This window comes from Paenibacillus sp. J31R34, from assembly GCF_059383715.1.
Window position 1 is genome coordinate 194,481 of record NZ_JBXENU010000011.1, and the last position, 19,715, is coordinate 214,195.

14 protein-coding genes and 3 pseudogenes are annotated in these 19,715 nt (G+C 49.0%); 3 read left to right on the top strand and 14 right to left on the bottom strand.

The genetic code is table 11. The features are described from left to right. Positions 1–43 precede the first annotated feature (43 nt). The 3 genes and pseudogenes from AC50YG_RS26530 to AC50YG_RS26540 form a co-directional block, all read right to left on the bottom strand. Positions 44–829 (bottom strand): cellulose binding domain-containing protein, encoded by a 786-nt coding sequence (locus AC50YG_RS26530; protein ID WP_494831328.1) that lies wholly within the window; start codon positions 827–829, stop codon positions 44–46. Beyond that, positions 815–1,909 (bottom strand): annotated as a pseudogene (locus tag AC50YG_RS26535) (glycoside hydrolase 5 family protein); the annotation flags it as partial. The gene AC50YG_RS26530 and the pseudogene AC50YG_RS26535, both read right to left, overlap by 15 nt. Before the next feature lie 246 nt (positions 1,910–2,155). Continuing rightward, positions 2,156–5,101, bottom strand: a complete 2,946-nt coding sequence (locus tag AC50YG_RS26540) for a cellulose binding domain-containing protein (protein WP_494831330.1) — start codon at positions 5,099–5,101, stop codon at positions 2,156–2,158. A gap of 723 nt (positions 5,102–5,824) precedes the next feature. Here AC50YG_RS26540 and AC50YG_RS26545 point away from each other — a divergent pair. Together AC50YG_RS26545 and AC50YG_RS26550 are read left to right on the top strand one after the other, a co-directional pair. Then, positions 5,825–6,304, top strand: coding sequence for an RNA polymerase sigma factor (locus AC50YG_RS26545; RefSeq protein WP_494831255.1), 480 nt, complete (start codon positions 5,825–5,827; stop codon positions 6,302–6,304). A gap of 4 nt (positions 6,305–6,308) precedes the next feature. Continuing rightward, positions 6,309–6,989: a zf-HC2 domain-containing protein gene (locus AC50YG_RS26550; RefSeq protein WP_494831257.1), complete on the top strand. Its 681-nt coding sequence runs from the start codon at positions 6,309–6,311 to the stop codon at positions 6,987–6,989. 228 nt (positions 6,990–7,217) lie between these two features. Here the strand turns inward: AC50YG_RS26550 and AC50YG_RS26555 are convergent, their stop codons facing one another. The 4 genes and pseudogenes from AC50YG_RS26555 to AC50YG_RS26570 all read right to left on the bottom strand — a co-directional run bounded on the left by AC50YG_RS26555 (position 7,218) and on the right by AC50YG_RS26570 (position 11,137). After that, on the bottom strand, positions 7,218–7,880 hold the full coding sequence (locus AC50YG_RS26555; protein ID WP_494831332.1) for a vWA domain-containing protein: 663 nt from the start codon (positions 7,878–7,880) through the stop codon (positions 7,218–7,220). A gap of 135 nt (positions 7,881–8,015) precedes the next feature. After that, a pseudogene (locus AC50YG_RS26560) lies at positions 8,016–8,654 on the bottom strand (TerD family protein); the annotation flags it as partial. Between the two features lie 76 nt (positions 8,655–8,730). Next, entirely contained in the window at positions 8,731–10,017 is a 1,287-nt protein-coding gene (locus tag AC50YG_RS26565; RefSeq protein ID WP_494831334.1) for a cellulase-like family protein, read from the bottom strand. Positions 10,018–10,225: 208 nt separating this feature from the next. Next, complete coding sequence (locus AC50YG_RS26570) at positions 10,226–11,137, bottom strand: LysR family transcriptional regulator (protein WP_494831259.1); 912 nt, start codon at positions 11,135–11,137, stop codon at positions 10,226–10,228. Between the two features lie 108 nt (positions 11,138–11,245). On the opposite strand from AC50YG_RS26570, the gene aroC reads away from it, so the two are divergent. Further along, positions 11,246–12,301, top strand: a complete 1,056-nt coding sequence (gene aroC, locus AC50YG_RS26575; protein ID WP_494831261.1) for a chorismate synthase — start codon at positions 11,246–11,248, stop codon at positions 12,299–12,301. 77 nt (positions 12,302–12,378) lie between these two features. Here the strand turns inward: aroC and pckA are convergent, their stop codons facing one another. From pckA to AC50YG_RS26610, 7 genes and pseudogenes are all read right to left on the bottom strand, one after another. Further along, on the bottom strand, positions 12,379–13,950 hold the full coding sequence (pckA, locus tag AC50YG_RS26580) for a phosphoenolpyruvate carboxykinase (ATP) (RefSeq protein WP_494831336.1): 1,572 nt from the start codon (positions 13,948–13,950) through the stop codon (positions 12,379–12,381). Between the two features lie 5 nt (positions 13,951–13,955). Next, the gene (locus tag AC50YG_RS26585; protein ID WP_341281874.1) at positions 13,956–14,177 is read right to left on the bottom strand and encodes a GapA-binding peptide SR1P; all 222 of its coding nucleotides are present in this window, start codon (positions 14,175–14,177) and stop codon (positions 13,956–13,958) included. Continuing rightward, a complete protein-coding gene (gene gap / locus AC50YG_RS26590; protein WP_494831263.1) occupies positions 14,159–15,190 on the bottom strand; it encodes a type I glyceraldehyde-3-phosphate dehydrogenase in 1,032 nt (343 codons plus the stop codon). Before gap ends, AC50YG_RS26585 begins: the two co-directional genes overlap by 19 nt. A 512-nt stretch (positions 15,191–15,702) precedes the next feature. Continuing rightward, positions 15,703–15,798, bottom strand: a pseudogene (locus tag AC50YG_RS26595) (MBL fold metallo-hydrolase RNA specificity domain-containing protein); the annotation flags it as partial. 316 nt (positions 15,799–16,114) lie between these two features. After that, positions 16,115–16,750, bottom strand: a complete 636-nt coding sequence (locus AC50YG_RS26600; RefSeq protein ID WP_494831265.1) for a spore coat protein — start codon at positions 16,748–16,750, stop codon at positions 16,115–16,117. Positions 16,751–17,013: 263 nt separating this feature from the next. Continuing rightward, a complete protein-coding gene (locus AC50YG_RS26605) occupies positions 17,014–18,681 on the bottom strand; it encodes a glycoside hydrolase (RefSeq protein WP_494831267.1) in 1,668 nt (555 codons plus the stop codon). A gap of 9 nt (positions 18,682–18,690) precedes the next feature. Next, on the bottom strand, positions 18,691–19,707 hold the full coding sequence (locus AC50YG_RS26610; RefSeq protein WP_494831269.1) for a carbohydrate ABC transporter permease: 1,017 nt from the start codon (positions 19,705–19,707) through the stop codon (positions 18,691–18,693). Between the last annotated feature and the right edge of the window lie 8 nt (positions 19,708–19,715).

A 19,715-nucleotide genomic window follows, 5' to 3' on the forward strand; every position in this document is an offset into this window, starting at 1 on the left:
CCTGCTTAAAGTACCAAGATGAGAGTAGTCGGCTAAGTTGCTTTTACGACGGCTCCTCTCCCCATACAAGTACTCCGCTGCGATACAAGGTGACGCGGCTGGCATCAGCAAAGGCCGTATTCGCCGCATTGTACGAGTAATCATTGGTCTCGATATAGTTGGTCCAATCGTTCTTATGAATACGCGTCTGCATATCCCCCGTATGGCCGCCAGCAGTGATATTTCCAGCACCCGTGCCGAAGCTTATTTCCAAATAAGTGTCGGCATTTGCGCTCGTCTTGCCTGACGCAGCAATGCTGCTGCTAAGATTGGAGCAGCCAACTGTCGCATAGTCACAATCAAAGGTTTGCGGTTGCGACCCATCTGAAGAATACCAATAGCGAATGGTGAGCTCATGAAGCGGCACAGCCGTTGTCCCCGAATTAACAATGCGAATTTGCGGCTTTAATTGATTGTCCAAAGCGGCAGAATCGCCGTTCTTGTATTGAACCTTAAGCTCGCCCGTTCCCGTACTCGGAAGGGTTGGCGCTGCGCTTGCCTGCAAGGAATTCACGGATTCGCCCACGCTGTTCACCGCGCTAACCGTGTAGTAGTAAGTCGTTCCATTGACCAGCCCCGTATCCACATAGCTGTTGCTGCTTGTCGTGCCTACTATCGCGAAGGGGCCCGCGCTTGAAGCTGCGCGCTTAATGTTATAGCTTGTCGCTCCGCTGACCGCCTGCCAGGAAAGCGCCGCCTGGCCATTTCCCGCTGTTGCCGTTACGCCTTGCGGCGCCGTCGGCACTGTCGGTATCGGCCCGGATCCGCCGCTGCCCGACTTGGCATTCATCACATTGGCGTGATTAGTCAGCAGCGTAGCCGTCGCGCTTGGATATACGACCCGGAAGCCATCATAATCAGGATACAGCGTATCATCATCCTGAATGCCGGTTAAAATCCAAAACTGGCTGCCCGCACCGCCATATTGCTCAACGGCACCAAGCCACGCGGCATAAACCTGATTGCGGGTCGCTTGATTTTGATAGCCGAATTCCTCCAGCACGACTGGCTTCTGCGCCGCATTGCCGTCCTCGATATGGTCAATAATCCACTGCGTGCCCCACTGCGCTGTACGGTTCCAATGATCCGGATATAGGTGGAACGTGCCATAATCAATATTCGGCAGCGCAATCAGCCTTTCCCAATCAACGCCTTCCCCGCCGCCATACATCCAGTCCGAATGCCCCGGAATGTTATAAAAGCCTTCATCGCCTACAGCGACCAAATGATTCGCATCAAGTGATTTGACGTAGGTGCTCATCTCATCTGCCCAATTAACAAGCTTGTTGCCGGTTGTGTCGGATTGGGCACGCGGCTCATTCGCCAGCTCCCATGCCATTATGGCTGGATCATCTTTATATTTAATGCCTGTGTACGTGTTCACCCGGTTTAGCATATAGTTTACATAGTTTTTATAAGCTTGTTTAATAGAAGCATTCGTATAAAAAGCATCATGCGAGCCGGCATTAAACCACGCAACGTATTGATTCATGCCGCCAAAATCATCCCAGTTGTTCACAAATGGAATAACCAGCTTAACGCCCGACTGTCCTGCCTTATAGATTGCATAATCGAGCTTGGTAAAGCCCGATTCATCATACACGCCGGGAGTTGGCTGCAGGACGGCATTGTCCTGCGGCTGTCCATTATGGAAGCCCCAAATCCGGATCACCTTGAGATTCATCGCCACCATATCGGCAAACACGTCATCGACCATTTTTTGCGACTTATAGTGGAAATAATAATTATTCGTTCCTGCAAAATAAAAGTCTTCGCCATCCAGCTGAAACTTGCTTCCTGCTGTCTTAACGAAAGCATCGCTATCTGCGGCGCTGGCCTTCGTATCGGCCGTTGTCCACCCGCACACCATGGCTAGCGCCAGTGAAAAAATCATGAATCGTTTAAGCTGCTGCTTCATACGTTATAGCCTCCTTTTGGATTTTTGTGATCTGAAATGGAATTGCTATCCTTCTATTATTGAGCAGGGTATCGCCTCGAAACTAGTCGAATGGTTACCTCTTTGCTATCACTTTGGTGACCAAAAATAGCGGCAGCACCCGTACAAAAAGCTCATGCACCTTACGATCCGGCGCATGAGCTTTTGCTCTTCTTCAAATTAAGATGGCTCTACGCCCCATTGCAGGCTGCCCGCTGCATAGCCGGTAGCTTTGTCCCAGTCTACGTAGCTTGTCGCACTGGAATTGAATGAATAATCGCCGGTCTGGGTGTAGTTGCTCCAATTGTTTTTCGAAATCCGCGTTTGCAGCTCGATGCTTTGGCCTGCCGCGACAGACCCCGCTGCGCTGGCAAAGCTAATTTCAACGTAGTAGTCTGCTCCCGTTACAGCCGTCGGCAGCTTGACGAAGGAAGCATGGACGTTGGCGCTGCCAACGGTCGACCAGTCGCACCAGAAGCTTTGGGCTTGCTCTCCGTCAATCGTGTAATAATAACGAAGCGTCACATCAGCCAGATTCAGTGAGCTTGTGCCTGTATTGACCAGCTTGATTTTCGGATTAAGCGTGTTCGCTGTTGCCGATGTTCCACCATTAAACAGCTGCACTTTAAAGCTGCCTGCCGGAGACGGCGTCGCTGTTGGCGTCGGTGTCGCCGTTGGCGTTGGTGTCGCCGTTGGCGTCGGCGTCGCTGTTGGCGTCGGTGTCGGCGTTGGTGTCGCCGTTGGCGTCGGCGTCGGCGTCGCTGTTGGCGTCGGTGTCGGCGTTGGTTTCGGTGTCGCCGTTGGCGTTGGTGTCGGCGTTGGGCCATTCACCGTATCGCCATAGATGATTCCGCGGCCATTCGTGCCGATATATACGCGTCCGAAGATGCGCGGATCGCCCGTGATCGTTTCGCCTGTAAACGCATATTGATGCTGGTCATCATTAATTCTCACCCAATTTGCCCCGCCATTATCGGAGCGGAAAAATCCTCTGACTTGATCGATTTGCGCCGATACATATAGCGCAGGATACGTCTGGCCTGGCGCTGCCATTCCGAAGCCAACGACATCTGCTTCCTCGACGTTGCTAAGCTTCGTAAACGATGCGCCCGAGTTCGTCGAATGCCACAACCCGTATACACCGCTCGCCTCGTTGCCGCCAGCGAGCCAAATATCGCCTTCCACGCCTGGAAGCGCTTTAAATTTTATATTTCCTTCTGCTGGAAGCCCTGCTGCTGCAGACATCGTGAACGTCACGCCACCGTCGGTGCTTACATAGAACTTGCCTGCCGCAGCCGCATAAAACTTGTTTTTGTTGACGCGGTCTGAAACAACTTTTGCGCCAGCTGGAATGCCTGTGCTCGCTGTCCATGAGTTGCCTGTCGTTTTGGAATAATAAACGCCGACATCGGATGTGCTCCATACGAGCGAGCTGTTGTCAGCCGCAACCGCTATGAAGCCGCCACCCGTTGTTGCAGAGGGCTCTGCATTCGGGCTATACCAGTTCGTTCCGCCATCGTAGGACAGAGCAATCGATTTTTCATTAGGATATTTCGCCTTGTCTGCCTTTCCAACTCGCGCAATGAATCCGGCATTCAGCTCGGCAAAATCCATATCCGTCGTGCTGCTTGGATTTATGAACATTTTGGCAGGCGATACGGTTAAATCATCGTGGCGGAAGCCTGATACATCAAATACCCCGCTAAGAAGATGAGCACCAGTCGGTGGGCTAAGCAGCGTATTTACATTCGTTTCCTCAATGCCCTTGGCCATAACAGACAAAGCCACTTTGCCGCCGCTATCCCAAGCCGTCAAGTTCGTCGTGCCGTACACCGTTGCGCCTGTGCCGTAAAGCATGCGGTCAGAGTTGAAAGGATCGATTTCGATATCGCCAATCATCCAGCCGAGCTTCGGTGATACTTCCGGCGGCGAAGGATTTACGCCCCAATCGAGCCATGGAGCAGCCGAAATATCCTGTGTGTACGAGAAGTCGCGGTTCGGGTAACCGCTATACTGCCAAATCGGCTTCCACGTTGCGCCGCTATCCGTACTGCGATAAAGGTTTGCGTCCGGGTACCATGAATTTAGCGTTGCGACGATCAGTGTGCCCGGGTTCTGAGCATCCACCGCAAGTCCCCCATAGCCGAAATAATTGTCCGCACTGCTTGATGGTACAGGGCTAATGTTTGTCCACACGCCAGTTGCTGTATTCAGCCTCCATACATCGCCCTTCGAGCCGTTATATGGGCCTGTACCGTTGCTATATGTAACATACAGCTGCCCATTCGAATCCAGCTCGCCATGATGCGGCAAATAGCCTGTCGGCTGTCCTGCAACGGCAGACCAGGTAGCTCCGCCATTCGTACTACGATAGATACTGCTCGCTGTATCCGCTACACCGACATAAATCGTTTGCGTCGCCGTTCCAGGCGAGCCCGTCGATTCGTCAAAGGTGATCCAGGCGAGCCCCATAATATCCGCCGTGTATTCATAAGTGGGATCCTCGACAAAATTGCCTGGATTCGGAAACGCCGTTACCTTGCTCCACGTCACACCATAGTCTGTACTTTTCCACAGGCCATTGCCGCTGCGTGCGCCAAAATAAAGAATATTGTTTTTATTCGGGTCAACCATCAGCCGCTCGCCCATGGATCGCCCTGGCATATTGCCGCCAATCTTGAAAGGCAGCTGCGTTTCCTGCCAGGTGTCTCCTTTATCCGTGGAGCGCATAATATAGCCGTTATGCGGGTCCCAATTATTCGTATAGGTGCCAGCCGCAATATATAGGCGATTCGGATCGACCGGGTCGGTTGCCAGCGCGTCCACGCCAGTCTTATTCCACTCGTCCCAGCCCACGTGGTCCAGCAGCGCTTTCCAGCTGCCTGTCGACGCGTTGTAACGATACGCACCGCCTATATCCGTACGTGCATAGAGCAGCCCGGGCTCCTTTTTATTAAAAACAAATCCTGGGACGAAGCCTCCGCCCCCGCCAGTCACTACATTTTTCCACGTGTACGCTTCACTTGGTGCAGCTTGCGCCTGCAGCGGGTTTCCGATTATTGCGGTGCCGGCTACAACTGTGATCGCTAGGGCCAGCGTGCCCAGCTTGCGCATTGAATGTTTGATCAAATGAATACCCTCCTCAATTGGAATGATATAACACAAACACTTAACATATAAATATGGATGAGCAACCACTCCCTTCCAAATGTATACGCTTTCATTTTAGCACATAAAATATAAGCCAAGCACTATATAAAATGGATATATTTTCATATAGAAATCGGTTATTTTGAGCTCGCCGCTGACTGCCCTGAGGAACGAACATATCCTGAACAACACCCCCTAGCTTGACGCCCTCCCTACAACTCTATTTTTCTTACAGAATCAAAGTGACAGATCCTCTTAAAAATAGTCAAAGGACACCCTTGTAAAATATATGAAAAAGGAGGTTAAACTGAGGAGGCTAATCATGAACCTGAGTATGGCATACTAGAAGAATTATTGCTATTCTTGAACAGCGCTGGAATTTCATAGGACTGCTCAAAGTGCTTATTCGGTGTCGCTTGGCGTCAAAGAATTATTATTTCTATATTTTGTGGGGTCTTATTTCTACTTGCTGGTTGTTCACAAAACAATACTACTTACCCTAGTGTAGTTCTATTAAACGACATGATATATTATGTACTTCAACTAAATGCTACAAGCGCATGCGCTTAAATTAATCATTAAAAGTATTTTAGAACGTTTAAGCAAGATCAAACAGACAGGTTATAGGCTTATTTATTTTTTATAAATTTTGTAACGAATCGCCCTTAGACAAGTCTTATTTCTAAAGGAGGTGAGAATTTGACCAGCTTTGAGAATATATATAATCAATATTTCAAGGATGTATATAGATTTGTCTTTTCGCTTTGCAGAGATAAGGCAATTGCTGAAGAGATAACACAAGAAACCTTCTTTAAGGCATTAAGCAGCATTAATCAATTTAAAGGCAATTGTAAAATCAATGTTTGGCTTTGCCAAATCGCTAAAAATACATACTTTTCTTATTCGGAGAAACAAAGGCGGTTCGCGGCTCATGATACAGCTGCAGTTGCAAGTGTGTGTAATATAGAAGAATTGATGCTTAGTAAGGAAGAGACCCTCCGACTTCATAAAGCATTACATCGTTTAGAGGAGCCTTTTAAAGAAGTTTTTACATTAAGGGTGTTTGGCGAATTGACTTTTGCACAGATTAGCCAAATATTCGAGAAAACAGAAAGTTGGTCAAGAGTTACATTTCATCGAGCCAAACGAAAAATACAAGACCTGTTACAGGAGGATTAGGACTATGAGGGAAATTTCATGTGAAACTATTAAAGATTTGCTCCCCTTGTATTATGATGAGGTATGCAGCGTTGAAAGCACCAGGTTGGTTGAGGAGCATCTTGCACAATGTCAGAACTGCCAGTTTGAACTGGATAAAATCAAGAAAACTATTAACCTGCCGAAGGAAGACGTTATAAAAAATAATGACGAGGCTGCAGCAATTAAAGTAATGGCAGTTCTTTGGAGACGATCCAAAGTAAAAGTTTTCATCTTAGGGCTACTAACTGCTTCACTGCTATTTGGGAGTTATGTGGGTCTATTTCAATGGGAGTTTATGAAAGTATCGGCTGATGTGATTGAAATTTCCGAGGTCAGCCAATTATCGAATTCCAGAATTGTCTACCATGCAAAAATTACAGATGGTTATAGCTTAAACCGCATTAAATATGAAATGGACGAGAATGGAATTTTTTATTTAATTCCTCTTCGTCCTATCGTCAAAATAAAGGTGGAATCTGATAGATTTCTCAATTTTTACGGGACCTTCGAACATGTAAGACTTGTTTATAAAGAGAAATATGGTGATGATGCAAATATCGAAGCTATTTATTTTAGAACGTCCGACGAGGATATTTTAATCTGGAAAAAAGGTATGGAATTGAAGGCTGCAAGTGATGAAGTTGAAGCAGAATTCCGTCAGTAGCTGAGAAAGGATTATGCTAACGGTTAATGATAACTCAACAAAACAGCTCTTTAATCACTTTAGAGAATCATGAAAATATTTATTTATACCAGATAACCCCTGAGTCAAATCTGAAGCCTAAAGAGAATTAGATAAAGCAGCCTTCCTAAAACTTTATTTTCTACAGCAGCTCCAGCCACCAGCAGTGGCTGGAGCTGCTGCTTCGTTTCAGAGCAGGCTTTCTTTATTTTATGACCGAATAATGCGTTGTTCCTTCGCTGCTTTTATCCACATCGGAAACTCATTCAGCAGTTGATCATACAACTCCTCATCCGACACTGCCGCAATATCGTCCAAATGGAAAAAGCTCGCATTATCTACGATTCTCCCCTCCATCGTATCCAGCCGCTTTAATACTTCAAAATTGGAGTTTCCAATGCCGACAAACTGCCAGAAAATCGGCTGCACCGCCGAGCGGGTAATCGTATGCTTAATCGACTTCACTACCCCGCCATCGTTAATAAAAATGATGAACACAGGTGTAGGATCATTTTCCTCCACCGTATATTTGCGAATCACATCCTCCATCACCGGGGGTTCATTATTGCGCCCAAACTTATGAATGCGGTCATTGTTTAGAATATGCTTATCGACATATTGTCCAAAATCGCGCTCCGTTACCGACGGCAAACGGCTGTATTCATTATCATACACCCACACGTCGAGCGTGCCGTTGTCATCGAACTTGCAGGCAACAGCCAAAATCCGCTCCACGACTTCCTGAACGGTGCCGTTTTTATACAGCGTCAGCATAGAGCCGGAAATATCCAGCACGATGCCTACTCTGGCCACGACGTTCGTCAGCTGCTTTTTCTCCAGTGTGTATTGCACGAGCTTTTTGCGGAAATCGATTTTGCTAAGGGAGGCGGATTGTACAGGTGCTTCCAATGTCGCCGCTGCAGCTACCTCTGCCCGAGCATGAGCCTGGGATTCCTCATCATCGCCCGCCGCAGCTTTTCCTTCCAGCTCAAGCCCATAATTCAAGCATAATGCGGCAAGCCCGCCGTTAAAGCCGCTGCCAATCGCGCTAAACTTCCACTCGCCATTGTGACGATACAGCTCCCCAGCTACAACCGCCGTCTCCTTCACCAAATCCGCACCGTACTCGTAGCGCAGCAGCTCCTCCTTCGTATCTAGGTTAACCAGCCGCACATAAAGCCCCGTTACATCCTGAAAAGCATGCCCGAGCTGCTCGCCATCATAGATCGTCACCGTAAAAGCAGCTTTCGCTATTTGCTCTGGCAGGCGCCCAAGCACAAGCTCGATCCCTTCTTGATCGCCTGCTTCCTTGCCAAGCTGCTGGCCGTTTGATTTATGCTCGGCAGCGCCGTTAGCCGCTAATGGATTGCCATAAAAAATAAAATCCTCATCCCGCTCGCAGCGGCCGCGCTCTGACAGCAGAAACGCCGCAGCATCGATGCCGAGCTCGCTTTTGCCAGCTTTCCAGCCAAACTGAACAGCCAGCTTGCCGAGGCTTCTCCCTTTGGTGACGTCTGCTTTTTGCCCCTTCAGCATTTGCATATATGTATCTTCCTCTCGCCTAGTAGAATGGTAAATAAGATCATCTATACCGATTATAGCAAATAGGCGCGTGATAGGAGAGAGAAAAAGCCTCTTTGCCCGCATGCCTCGGCATGCTTGAAAAAGAAGCTTTCATCCCGCTCTATTTGATTTTTTCTTGAGCTATATTTGCCGCATTCATTTATTCCGATTCCAAAATAAACCGGTTCCACTTTTGCTGCCACGCAATATCGTTCCAGAACGGATGATGTGGCGCGCAGTTGGAGCAGAGCACCATGCCCCAGAAGCCCAGCTTCATCCCTTTGCGAATCGCATATTCGGCAATAAATTTACCGACTGGCCCTTCCTCAAAGCCCGCATGCAGCGGCGTGTAGCCCACATAACCTTCGCCAATGACGATAGGAAGCTCCGTTTGCCCCGCCCATTCATGCAGCTCCTCAAAACGAAAATCCGCCTTCTGGAGCATCGCCAGCTTATGGCTGCCATAATGGTCATACAAATATAAATCCCATTGATCCGGGTCGGCCCAATCATGGAGATAAAGCAGCTTCATGCCGACGGGATTGCCCTGCATCCGCCATTCCTGGCCTGCCGGAAGCTGCCAGCTCTCGAACGGCGGCGCATCTTCCCGCAGCAGCGATTGCACCAGCTCATTTGGAAACGGCACCGCTTCATTGTCGATGCCCGTCCGGTCCATCAGCTCCTGCAGCACGCCTTTAATATACAGATGAAAATGAGCCACCTGCATATTTCGCGCCACATAAGCTTTCGGGTAAGCCTCATTCAGCGTATAGCTTGCCGTCATTAACAGCTCGGGATGCTGCTCGCGGAGCAACGCGACCGCTTCCTCAATATAGGGCTGCATAATTTGCACAAGGCCAGGCGTATTGGAGCTGACAACGCCCTGCTCCGTTGCAATATCGGTAAGCTGTCCAAATTCGACCTCATTATGCAGCTCAGCATAAGCGATTTGCTCGCCATAGCCCGCTGCCTTCACATATTGAATGAGCTGATCCATTGACTTCGCCAGCGCCATAAAGCGCTGGTCCGGCGGAATATCCGCCAGAAAATCGCGCAAATAAGGCTCCGCCAGAAAGCTTGGACTTTGCTGGTATTCCCACGAGGAAAGAATAATATAGCAGTTGTGAGCCTTTGCCTGCTTGAACAGCTCCAACAGCTGCGCATGCCCGTCCAGCTCTGCTCCGCCTCTGCAATTGTACCAGCGTGTCCGCTGGCCCACCTCGCCCAAATTGCCGAAGCGCAGCGGTCCGGGGCGAACGCCCGAATCCGTAAACAGCATGAGTGGCATCGCACAAATGCGAATCGTGTTATATCCCCGCTCGACCGCCTCTTTATATCTTGCAGCTAAATCGCTGTAAGGCTCCCCCGGCGTCGTCATCGTATACCAAGAGAAATCCCACATCGTAATGGTCAGTTTACGGGGCAGCTGCCTGCTCGCTATGCTCATATGTCCACCATTTCTGTCCTCTATGGATAGGGTGATCATCCCATCATCCGCTACCACACTAGGTTGTGCAGAGAACGCTTTTTCTTTATGGTACATTGTACACGCCGGCAGGCGCCATGAACGATGTACGGATGCTGATGGAACATATTCGGATTTACCAAAGTGATGTACCAGGCACGCTTGGCAAGTCTAATTTCACCAAACTAATTTAATGTCCCTCATCGACAGGCGGCATGCACATTTCGACGAAGCGCTCAGCCGCAACCGACAGCTTCCTGTCCTGCCGAACGGCAAGCCCGATGCTGCGGGGTGGAAGCGGGTCTTCTACAAATACTTCATACAACATGCCATTATTTAATTCCTCCTGCACAAAAGAACGGCTAATGAATGCTGCCCCGTAACCGAGCCTTGCGAACTGGGCGAGCAAATCAATACTTCCAAGCTCGATATCCGGCTTTACTGCCTGTCCCTTGCCCGCGAACCAATGTTCAACAAACTCCCTCGTGCTGCTGCCCTGAGATAATAATAGAAGCGGCAGCTCAGCCAGCTGCTGCACCGTTAAGGCACCATTCGCTACTGAGCCGCGGGCTAGCTCCGCATAAGCTTCTCCGACTACAAAACAATCCTCCAGCACCGCAAGCGTCTGAATATTCAGCTGGAAATCGTTTATAGGCAGATGGATAATCGCACAATCGATATCGCCTTCCCTTAAGCGCTGCGTAATATCGGGCGTTTTCCCATGTGAAAGACGGATTCGGATACCCGGATAATCGCGATGAAAGGCATTTAATTGCGGCAGCAAAAGATGCTTAATCAGCGAATCGCTCGCCCCGATGCGAATTTCTCCCTCGCTGAGCAGCTTCATATTTTGCAAATGCTTCTGGGCAGAATCCAGCATGGAAAAGGATTGCTCCACATAGCCTTGCAGCGCCCGCCCTTCTTCGGTAAGCTCGACGCCCTTCGACAGCCGATGAAAAAGCTTGAGCTGCAAAGCCTCCTCCATCTGCTTAATCGCATAGCTGACCGATGGCTGCGTAATATGCAGCTCCTGCGCCGCTCTTGTTAAATTTTTGCAGCGTGCTGTATGCAGAAAAATCCGATACCATTCCAGATTAAACATATGGTATAGACCACCTCTATATCATTTTTGATAAAATCCAATTTCACTTATTTCATTTTCTTCATTATAATCGGGTTTATACAAGAAAACAAAAAAGGATGATCCATAATGGCAGGAAATACATTCGGAGAAGCTTTTAAAATCACAACCTTCGGCGAATCCCATGGCGAGGCGGTTGGCGTCATTGTCGACGGTGTAACGCCGGGCGTCGAAATCGATGAAGCCTATATTCAACAGCAGATGGATCGACGCAAGCCCGGGCAATCGTCAGTCACTTCCCCGCGCAAGGAATATGATATCGTTCATATTTTATCGGGCATGTTCGAGGGAAAAACGACGGGAACGCCGCTCTTCGTTATTTTGCATAACCAGGATATGAGACCAGATGCATACAGTGATATCCAGCATTCTTTTCGCCCAGGCCATGCCGATTTCACCTATTTGCAAAAGTATGGCATTCGCGACCATCGCGGCAGTGGACGGGCTTCCGGCAGAGAAACGGCGGGCAGAGTAGCCGGAGGCGCTATCGCCCGCAAGCTACTGGAGCAAAGGGGCGTGCAGGTGCTTGCCTATACGCAGGCAATCGGAGGCATTGAATGCGAAACCTTCGATGAAGCCGTCATTGAACAAAATGCGGTTCGTGCATGCGACGCTGCTGCCGGAGCGAAAATGATCCGTAAAATTGAACAGCTCGCAGCGATTGGCGACAGCTGCGGCGGCATTGTAGAATGCCGGATTCGCGGCGTAGTGCCTGGTCTGGGAGAGCCGGTATTTGACAAATTGGACGCGGAGCTTGCGAAAGCGATGCTATCGATTGGTGCCGTGAAAGGCATTGAATTTGGCACTGGCTTCGCTGCCGCTTCCATGCTGGGCAGCGAGCATAATGACGGGATGAGCGGCGACGGGTTTCTCAGCAATCATTCGGGCGGCATCATAGGGGGCATCAGCACGGGACAGGATATTATTTTTCGCATAAGCGTTAAACCGACCTCCTCCATTTCGGTCCCTCAGCAAACAATCAATATCCACGGCGAGGAGCAGGAAATTAGAACGGAGGGGCGGCATGATCCTTGCATTTGTCCGAGAATTGTGCCCGTTGTGGAGGCTATGGCCTGCCTCGTATTGGAGGATCAGTATAAGCGGCAAGCCGCCATGCTAGGGTGAAATATAAGAAGGGACTGCTTCGAGGCTATTACAGCCTAAAAGCAGTCCCTTGTTTTCACCACTATCCCGTTCCTCTATCAGCTCTGGTGCGGCTGCACTACTGGACCAACAGCAGAGATTTCCGCGCTTACGCCTACGAATTTGCGGAAATTATTCACAAATTGTGCGGCAAGCTTGGCCGCCTGCTGATCATAGGCCGCCTTATCCTGCCATGCTTCGCGGGGCAGGAGCACTGTATTCGGCACACCTTCTACCGCCAGCGGGCAGCTCAGGCCAAACACTGGATCAGCCATAAATTCAGCCTGCTCTAGGCTGCCATCAATCGCTGCCGTTACCATCGCCCGCGTATAGCGCAGGTTCATCCGCTGCCCTATGCCATGCGGCCCGCCGGACCAGCCTGTATTAACCAAATACACTTTGGCATCATGCTGGGCGATTTTTTCACCGAGCATTTCCGCATATACACTTGGCGCGAGCGGCAGGAACGGCGACCCGAAGCAAGCGGAAAACGTCGCTTCCGGCTCGGTTACCCCACGCTCCGTACCCGCAAGCTTGGACGTATACCCCGATAGAAAATGATACATGGCCTGCTCCTTCGTCAGCTTGGAGATCGGTGGCAGCACGCCGCAAGCGTCGGCGGTCAGAAACAAAATAACGTTTGGATGGCCTGCTTTCCCCGTGAGCACCGCTCCCGGAATATGCTCAAGCGGATAAGCAGCGCGAGTGTTCTCCGTCAGATGATTGCTTTGATAATCAGGCTGCCCTGTCTGGGCATCTAGCGCTACATTTTCCAGCACAGCTCCGCTGCGGATCGCCTGCCAAATTTGCGGCTCCTTCTCTTCGCTCAGGCCAATGCATTTCGCATAGCAGCCGCCTTCGAAGTTGAACACCCCATCCTCCGACCAGCCATGCTCGTCATCTCCGATGAGGCGGCGCGAGGGATCGGCAGAAAGCGTCGTCTTGCCCGTGCCCGATAAGCCGAAGAACAGCGCCGTGTCGCCCTGCTCTCCTACATTCGCCGAGCAATGCATCGGCAGGACGCCCTGCAATGGCAGCAAATAGTTAAGCACGCTGAAAATCGACTTTTTCATCTCGCCTGCATATTCCGTTCCGCCAATCAGCACGACTTTTTGCTCAAAAGAAATGCAAATGAACGTTTCGGACGCTGTGCCGTCACATGCAGGATCTGCCTTGAGCCCCGGCAGGGCGATGACCGTAAAAGCAGGCTTATGGGTGGCAAGCTGCTCCTCGCTTGGACGAATAAACAGCTGGCGGGCAAATAGATTATGCCAAGCATATTCATTAATAACGCGGATCGGCAGGCGGTAAGATTCATCCGCACCAGCATAGCCGTCAAAGATGAACAGCTCCTGCCGCTCCATATAACGCTTTGCTTTCTCATACAACTGGTTAAAATGCTCCGGCGAAAGCGGCTGGTTCACTTTGCCCCAAGCAACCTGCGGCAGCGAAGACGGCTCGCATACAATAAACTTATCCTTCGGCGAACGGCCTGTATATTGCCCCGTCAGCACCCGCAGTGCTCCCGATTCCAGCTTCGTCCCTTCACCGCGTTTAATCGCATGCTCCATTAGCTGCTCTGTCGTTAATTGATAATGTACGCCTAACTGCTGACGCAGCCTCGACTCCATGATGCTCATGACTCACTTCCTCCCGTCCCTGTGTATCCGCCTGCCCGATTTCCGCTTCCTTGCATTTGCCCCGAACTGACTAGTCCACCACCGTACCTCGCCCCAACGCATGCCTCTTCCTTGCATTCCGAATAATAATTAGTCACCTTCTTCGTTGGCTGTGTATCAATCAGCGTCATGCAGTGTTTGCAATAAATGGCTCCCATTTCTATACCGTGATTTCGCATGAATCCTTCACCCTTTCCATCATTAAATTGGCTACATCCATAACGCGGCATGCATATGCCCACTCATTGTCATACCATGCAATGACTTTAATCTGATTGTCCATAACCATCGTCGAAAGACCGTCTACCATTGCCGATTTCGAGCAGCCAATATAGTCGGCTGATACGAGCGGCTCCTCGGCAAAACCGATATAAGAAGACTTGCTGCCTTCTGCAGCCGCTTTCAAAACTTCATTTACTTCCACCGCTGTTGTACGACGCTCAGCTTGAATGGTGAGGTCAATTAGCGATACATCCTGCGTCGGAACCCGCAGCGACATGCCCTGAATGCGCGAGGACAAATGCGGCAGCACATCTGCAAGCGCCTTACCGACCCCTGTCGTCGTAGGGACAATGGACTGGGTGCAGGACCGAGCCCTGCGCAAATCCTCATGCGGATTGTCCAAATGATTTTGATCAGAAGTATAGGAATGCACCGTCGTCATCCAGCCAGATTGGATATGGAACGCTTGATCCAGCACATGAAGAACTGGAGCCACACAGTTTGTCGTACAGGAGGCAGCTGATAACAGCTGATGCTCCTCCGGGCGATAAAGATGATCATTAACACCCATCACAATCGTCAAGTCCATTTGCTTGCCGGGCGCTGTAATCAGCACCCGTTTCGCTCCTGAAGCCATATGCTTCAGCGCACCTTGCCGATCATTGAATTTCCCGGTTGCGTCAATGGCAAGCTCGACGCCATAACGATGCCACTTAATGTTCTCCGGCGCTCTTTCATATACGACTTGTATGGAATGACCATTAATCACGAGCTGTTGATCTCGAACCAGTATATCTGCTTTCCAGCTCCCATGAACCGAATCGTATTTCAATAGATGAGCAATCGTCTCCACGGGATATACGCTGTTAATGGCCCTCAACCTTACTGCTGGATTCGGCTCAGACAACATTTTCCTAACGAGCAGCCGTCCGATTCTCCCCATTCCGCTAATGCCAACCCCCCGGTGCATTTCCGCATTCCCCCTTCGCTTATTTGCTAATAGCATACATCATTACAGTTTTATAATACAACATAAATATTTTTATGACGCACTAAATAAATTTTTATCACCTTAAAGCCTCCTATATATGACGGATTATTTAGGTAATACTCCTATATGATGTATCACTGAGATAAAGCTTTCGATTGGCAGCAATCACTTGCCCTTAGCGAATCTGTGTTATGAAATACAAAACAGCCCTTAGATCATCGCTGATCCAAAGGCTGCAATGGTTGATGGATAATCGAAAGCAACTAAACTGTTTTTTATCAAGGTCATGCGGGATTGAAGCTTTCTTGCCCAAAAAGGTTACAGACTATGACTTATTTCCGCCTTTGCCCGCTTTACTGCCTTGCTTGTCCGAGGTGCGAGTAGTTGTGTTTTGTGCTCCATGTCCTTGCTGCTTAGCCAAAACATATCCCTCCTTTCGAAAAAGATCCCTATATGATTGACAGAAAAAGCATTATTATTCACACCTCTATAATGAACTTCGCAAGCAGCCGGTGTTGATAAAGCATGCGAAATTCGCCATGAACCGGAACAAAATATTTGAGCTTCATTAGGGTAAGCATTAATTTCTCTGACAACAACAACAGCAGCACACCGTTTTTACCAATGTCCGCCATTCGATGAAGATCAGGATATTATTGAACCAAAGGCGATACGAGAATTTGCATCAATTAAATTTAACTGCGTTGAACGAAGATGACCATGCTCCTTCAGCTTTAATTCAATCAGACCTACAGTTAATCTTGAGGCATAAATCGGGATATACAGTTACCCCTCCAATTCCTCTTTGTAGAAAGACGCCCGAAATGGAAACCGGACGTCTTTTAAGCTGCATATGGGTATTTTATTCAACATTAAACTTTTATTTTGAACTAAAAGCTGCTGTCAATGAAGGGCTGTTCCTTTATTAGACTCTGGCATTTGCGGTGTTTCAGCGATTGGCAAAAATGTATTCAAAATTTGCTGCATATCAGCATCGTTTAATTGCGGTACCTGATAATAGGCATTTTTATTTTGATACAGAAAGAGCTCATAGGACATTTCAATAAAGTTTTGCACTTGGGAAGCGAGTACACGACGGACAACCGGGTTCGTTGCTTCAAGAGCAGACGTCGTTAACAGCGATGCATGCTTTTTAACGATACCTTGCATAAAACCACATACTCCGGCATCATTAACATCGGCTAGTGATTGAATCGGTTTTTTCGGCGAGCTTTGCTTCATGCCGAATACGGTCGGTGTTACCTCTTTAATCAAATACGTTGATGTTTTTTGACTTGGCTCCTGCCCGGTCTTAAAGCATTCAGCCGTCACATTGTATTGCGATTGCATAAATTGATATTGCTTGTCGATAAGATTAAGCAGCTCCTGATCCTGCGCATATTGTCTGAAAATCATAAATTGATCCATTGCGCTAATGCTGCAATTCAATACCTCCTGCAAATCAAAAAGCTCATGTCCCCCGTGATTTTTGTTCGTTGCCTTCAGCGCATTGTTATTCGCTGTAGTTTGCTGCTGCATCATCAATTCTCCCTTTGTCATTCATCAATTTTATAGTTATTAATATGAAAGCTGGAGGCTGAATTTATACATTCCCTGACCGAACTATTTTAGGGAAGAACGTCCACAATCGAATAGGAGAGGCAGCTTACCTCACTCTTTTTTCGATTCTTTTTCAGCTACAGCGTTCTTTCCGCGAAGCCTATTGCCAAAAAAGGCGTTGATGGATGACCATCAACGCCTACTGCTTCCTGTTTATTATTTTCAACTATCGTTTTGACTTATCATTCGACCGTACCGCCAGCCCCGCCTCCCGTCAAGGTGACGACAGACCTCGCTGGAATAACCGCTTCAAACGAATAATCATCCAGCACGGGTACGCTTTCCCCACGGACAAGATCTTGGCCCGCCGACGTAACATAAGGTTCCATAAATGCAATGGAATGGTGCTGATCCACGCCATCCAATGAAACCCGAACGCGCTTATCGTCCTCGCTGTCATTGACGAATACAGCCGTAACCGTCTGTTCTCCAACATGTACATAAGCCGAACCCAGCAAACCGCTGCGCGCATCTTCATCCAAGCCTGCAAGCGAGATGCGCTGCGCACCCGGACGTATAAATTTGCTGTAATTGCCGAGCGCCCACATGATTTTGGAGGTCAAAATATTTTGCTCATCACCCGCCTCGCTAAAATCAGTATAGATCAACCCATCCTTGTAATCGACCTTGGACACCGCTGTCCACCACTGCCATGCCGCTGCATTTGCCTCCGTCAAATCAAAATGAATCGTGCGGGCCACATGCAAGGCAGGCTCCATCCCAAGGTCACGCCCCGGACCGTAATCGCCAAGAATACAATATTCGGTTACCCAGTATTTAGCCTTTTCGTCGTATTTTTTCAGATTGGCATCCAGCAATTGTCTAAGCTTGCCCAGCCGGTCGTCGCCCGGCTTGCTGTAATCGGACCAATAGGAATGCGAAGCGATTTTATTGCCAATCGCCTCCTTGAGCCTAGGATCGCCGAGCAGCTCCTTAATATATTCCCGGTATTTCCCTGTCCCCAGACTGTTGGCCCCGCCCGAATAGGTCCCGCCCCCTGCAAACTGCCCGTAATATTCATCATCCAGCAGCGCTGTAATTTCTACGCCATCTGGGGCGCTGATTTGCGCTTCAAGGCCGCTCTCTTTCAACTGCCGATGCAATTCAAGAATGACACGCTTAAGATCGTCGTTGTTATAACGGTTGCTTTCTTGCTGGGCCAGATTCCAATCCCAGGTCGGCTCATTAATTGGGCTTATATATTCGAAATCCAAGCCTGCCTCGCTAAAATGCTCCAAAACATCGATTAAAAATGCTGCAAATTCATCTTCATATCCCTCTTTCAGATTGGTGGAGCCAACTTCCTCATCCGGTTGGGCAAAACCATTTTTGGTCATCCACACCGGCGGGCTGTTCACGAATGCAATGAAGGTATCCACGCCTCGATCCTTTGCCGCTTGCAGAAACCATTGCTGACCCGCCTGCCTGCTCCAATCATAATTCCCTTCCTCTAAGAGCTTGAACGATTCCGCCCTCCTCCAGGGATCTGGAATACGCGACTGGTCTGTTTCAATCGAGCCTGCACCGATATTAAAACGCCAGGCCGACAGGCCAATTCCTTTCTCTCGTGAAAAAAGCAAATCCGCCACGCGATTTTTATTTTCTTCCGTCCAATACTTGCCCAGAGGGTCCATCGACCATGCGTCGGACGCGCCGAAATTATCAATCGTTTGATAGCGGACCGCTCCATCGAGCGATACATAAGCATCCGGCGGCGTCAGCTGCTGGACCTGCGCTTCCTCCTTTTTCGGGCTGCTTGCGCTATCGGAACGATTCGATGTAAAAGCGAAATACAAGCCTAGAGCTGACGTGAACACCACAACGATAACAACTGTCAATTTCTTTTTCATCCGCCTCTCCTATCCGACCAAGCCTGATCGTTCGACACTCTCTACAAAATGCCTTTGCACAAACAAATACAAAATAATGAGCGGCAGTATAGCCATCAGGACACTCGTGTTCATCATCATGGACATAAAGAATGGGTCCTGGACGTAGGAAGCGGTTTCCGCCTGTCCCCCTCCGCTAAGGAAAGTAGCAATCGCATAGCCGGAAGAAGCCATCATCGACGACATCACCTTTGGCTCATTCAAATACATGTTCGTAAAAAAAGAATCGTTCCACTGCCAGACGAAGGAGAACAGCATGACGGTCACCATGGAAGGAACCGCATTAGGCAGAATGACCCTTCTAAAGGTTGTAAAGTAGCCGGCTCCATCCACATAGGCAGCTTCTTCAATCTCTCGCGGAATTCCTTTGAAAAACTGGCGAAAAATATATACATATAAACCCGTCTTCACACCCATGCCCAGCGCTGCCGAAATAATAAATGGCCAGTAAGTGTTTATCAGATTGGCGGGCTCGCCCTGAATCAGCTTAACCAGCCCGAATAGATCGAAATTTTTAAATTGCAAATAAAGCGGAACCATCATCGTTTGGGCCGGCACCAAAATCGTAAAAATAACGCCTGCGAACAAAAAGCCGCTTCCTCTGAACTTCACTCGAGCAAAGCCATAGCCGGCAAGCACGCAGGTTGCCGTTTGCAGCAGCATGACCGCAGAAGATAGCAGCAGCGTATTGAGCAGCACTTGCGGATAGTTCATCGCTTGGAATACGAGCTTGAAATTGTCGAGCGTCAGCGCATGCGGCACCCAAATGACTGTAGAGTCATATAAATCATCCATGCTTTTGAAGGCAATCGACAGCTTCAATAAAATCGGGTAGACGATGACAAACGCTATGCCGAAAATGAGTACGAATCGGATGGTTATCCACAGCCATTTTTTTGCAAATTCCAGCCAATAGGCAGCAGACGCCATGCGATGCTGTAACTCATCTTTCGTTGGCTGCCCCACCTCAGCGATTTCCTTCTTCATGTCCTTCC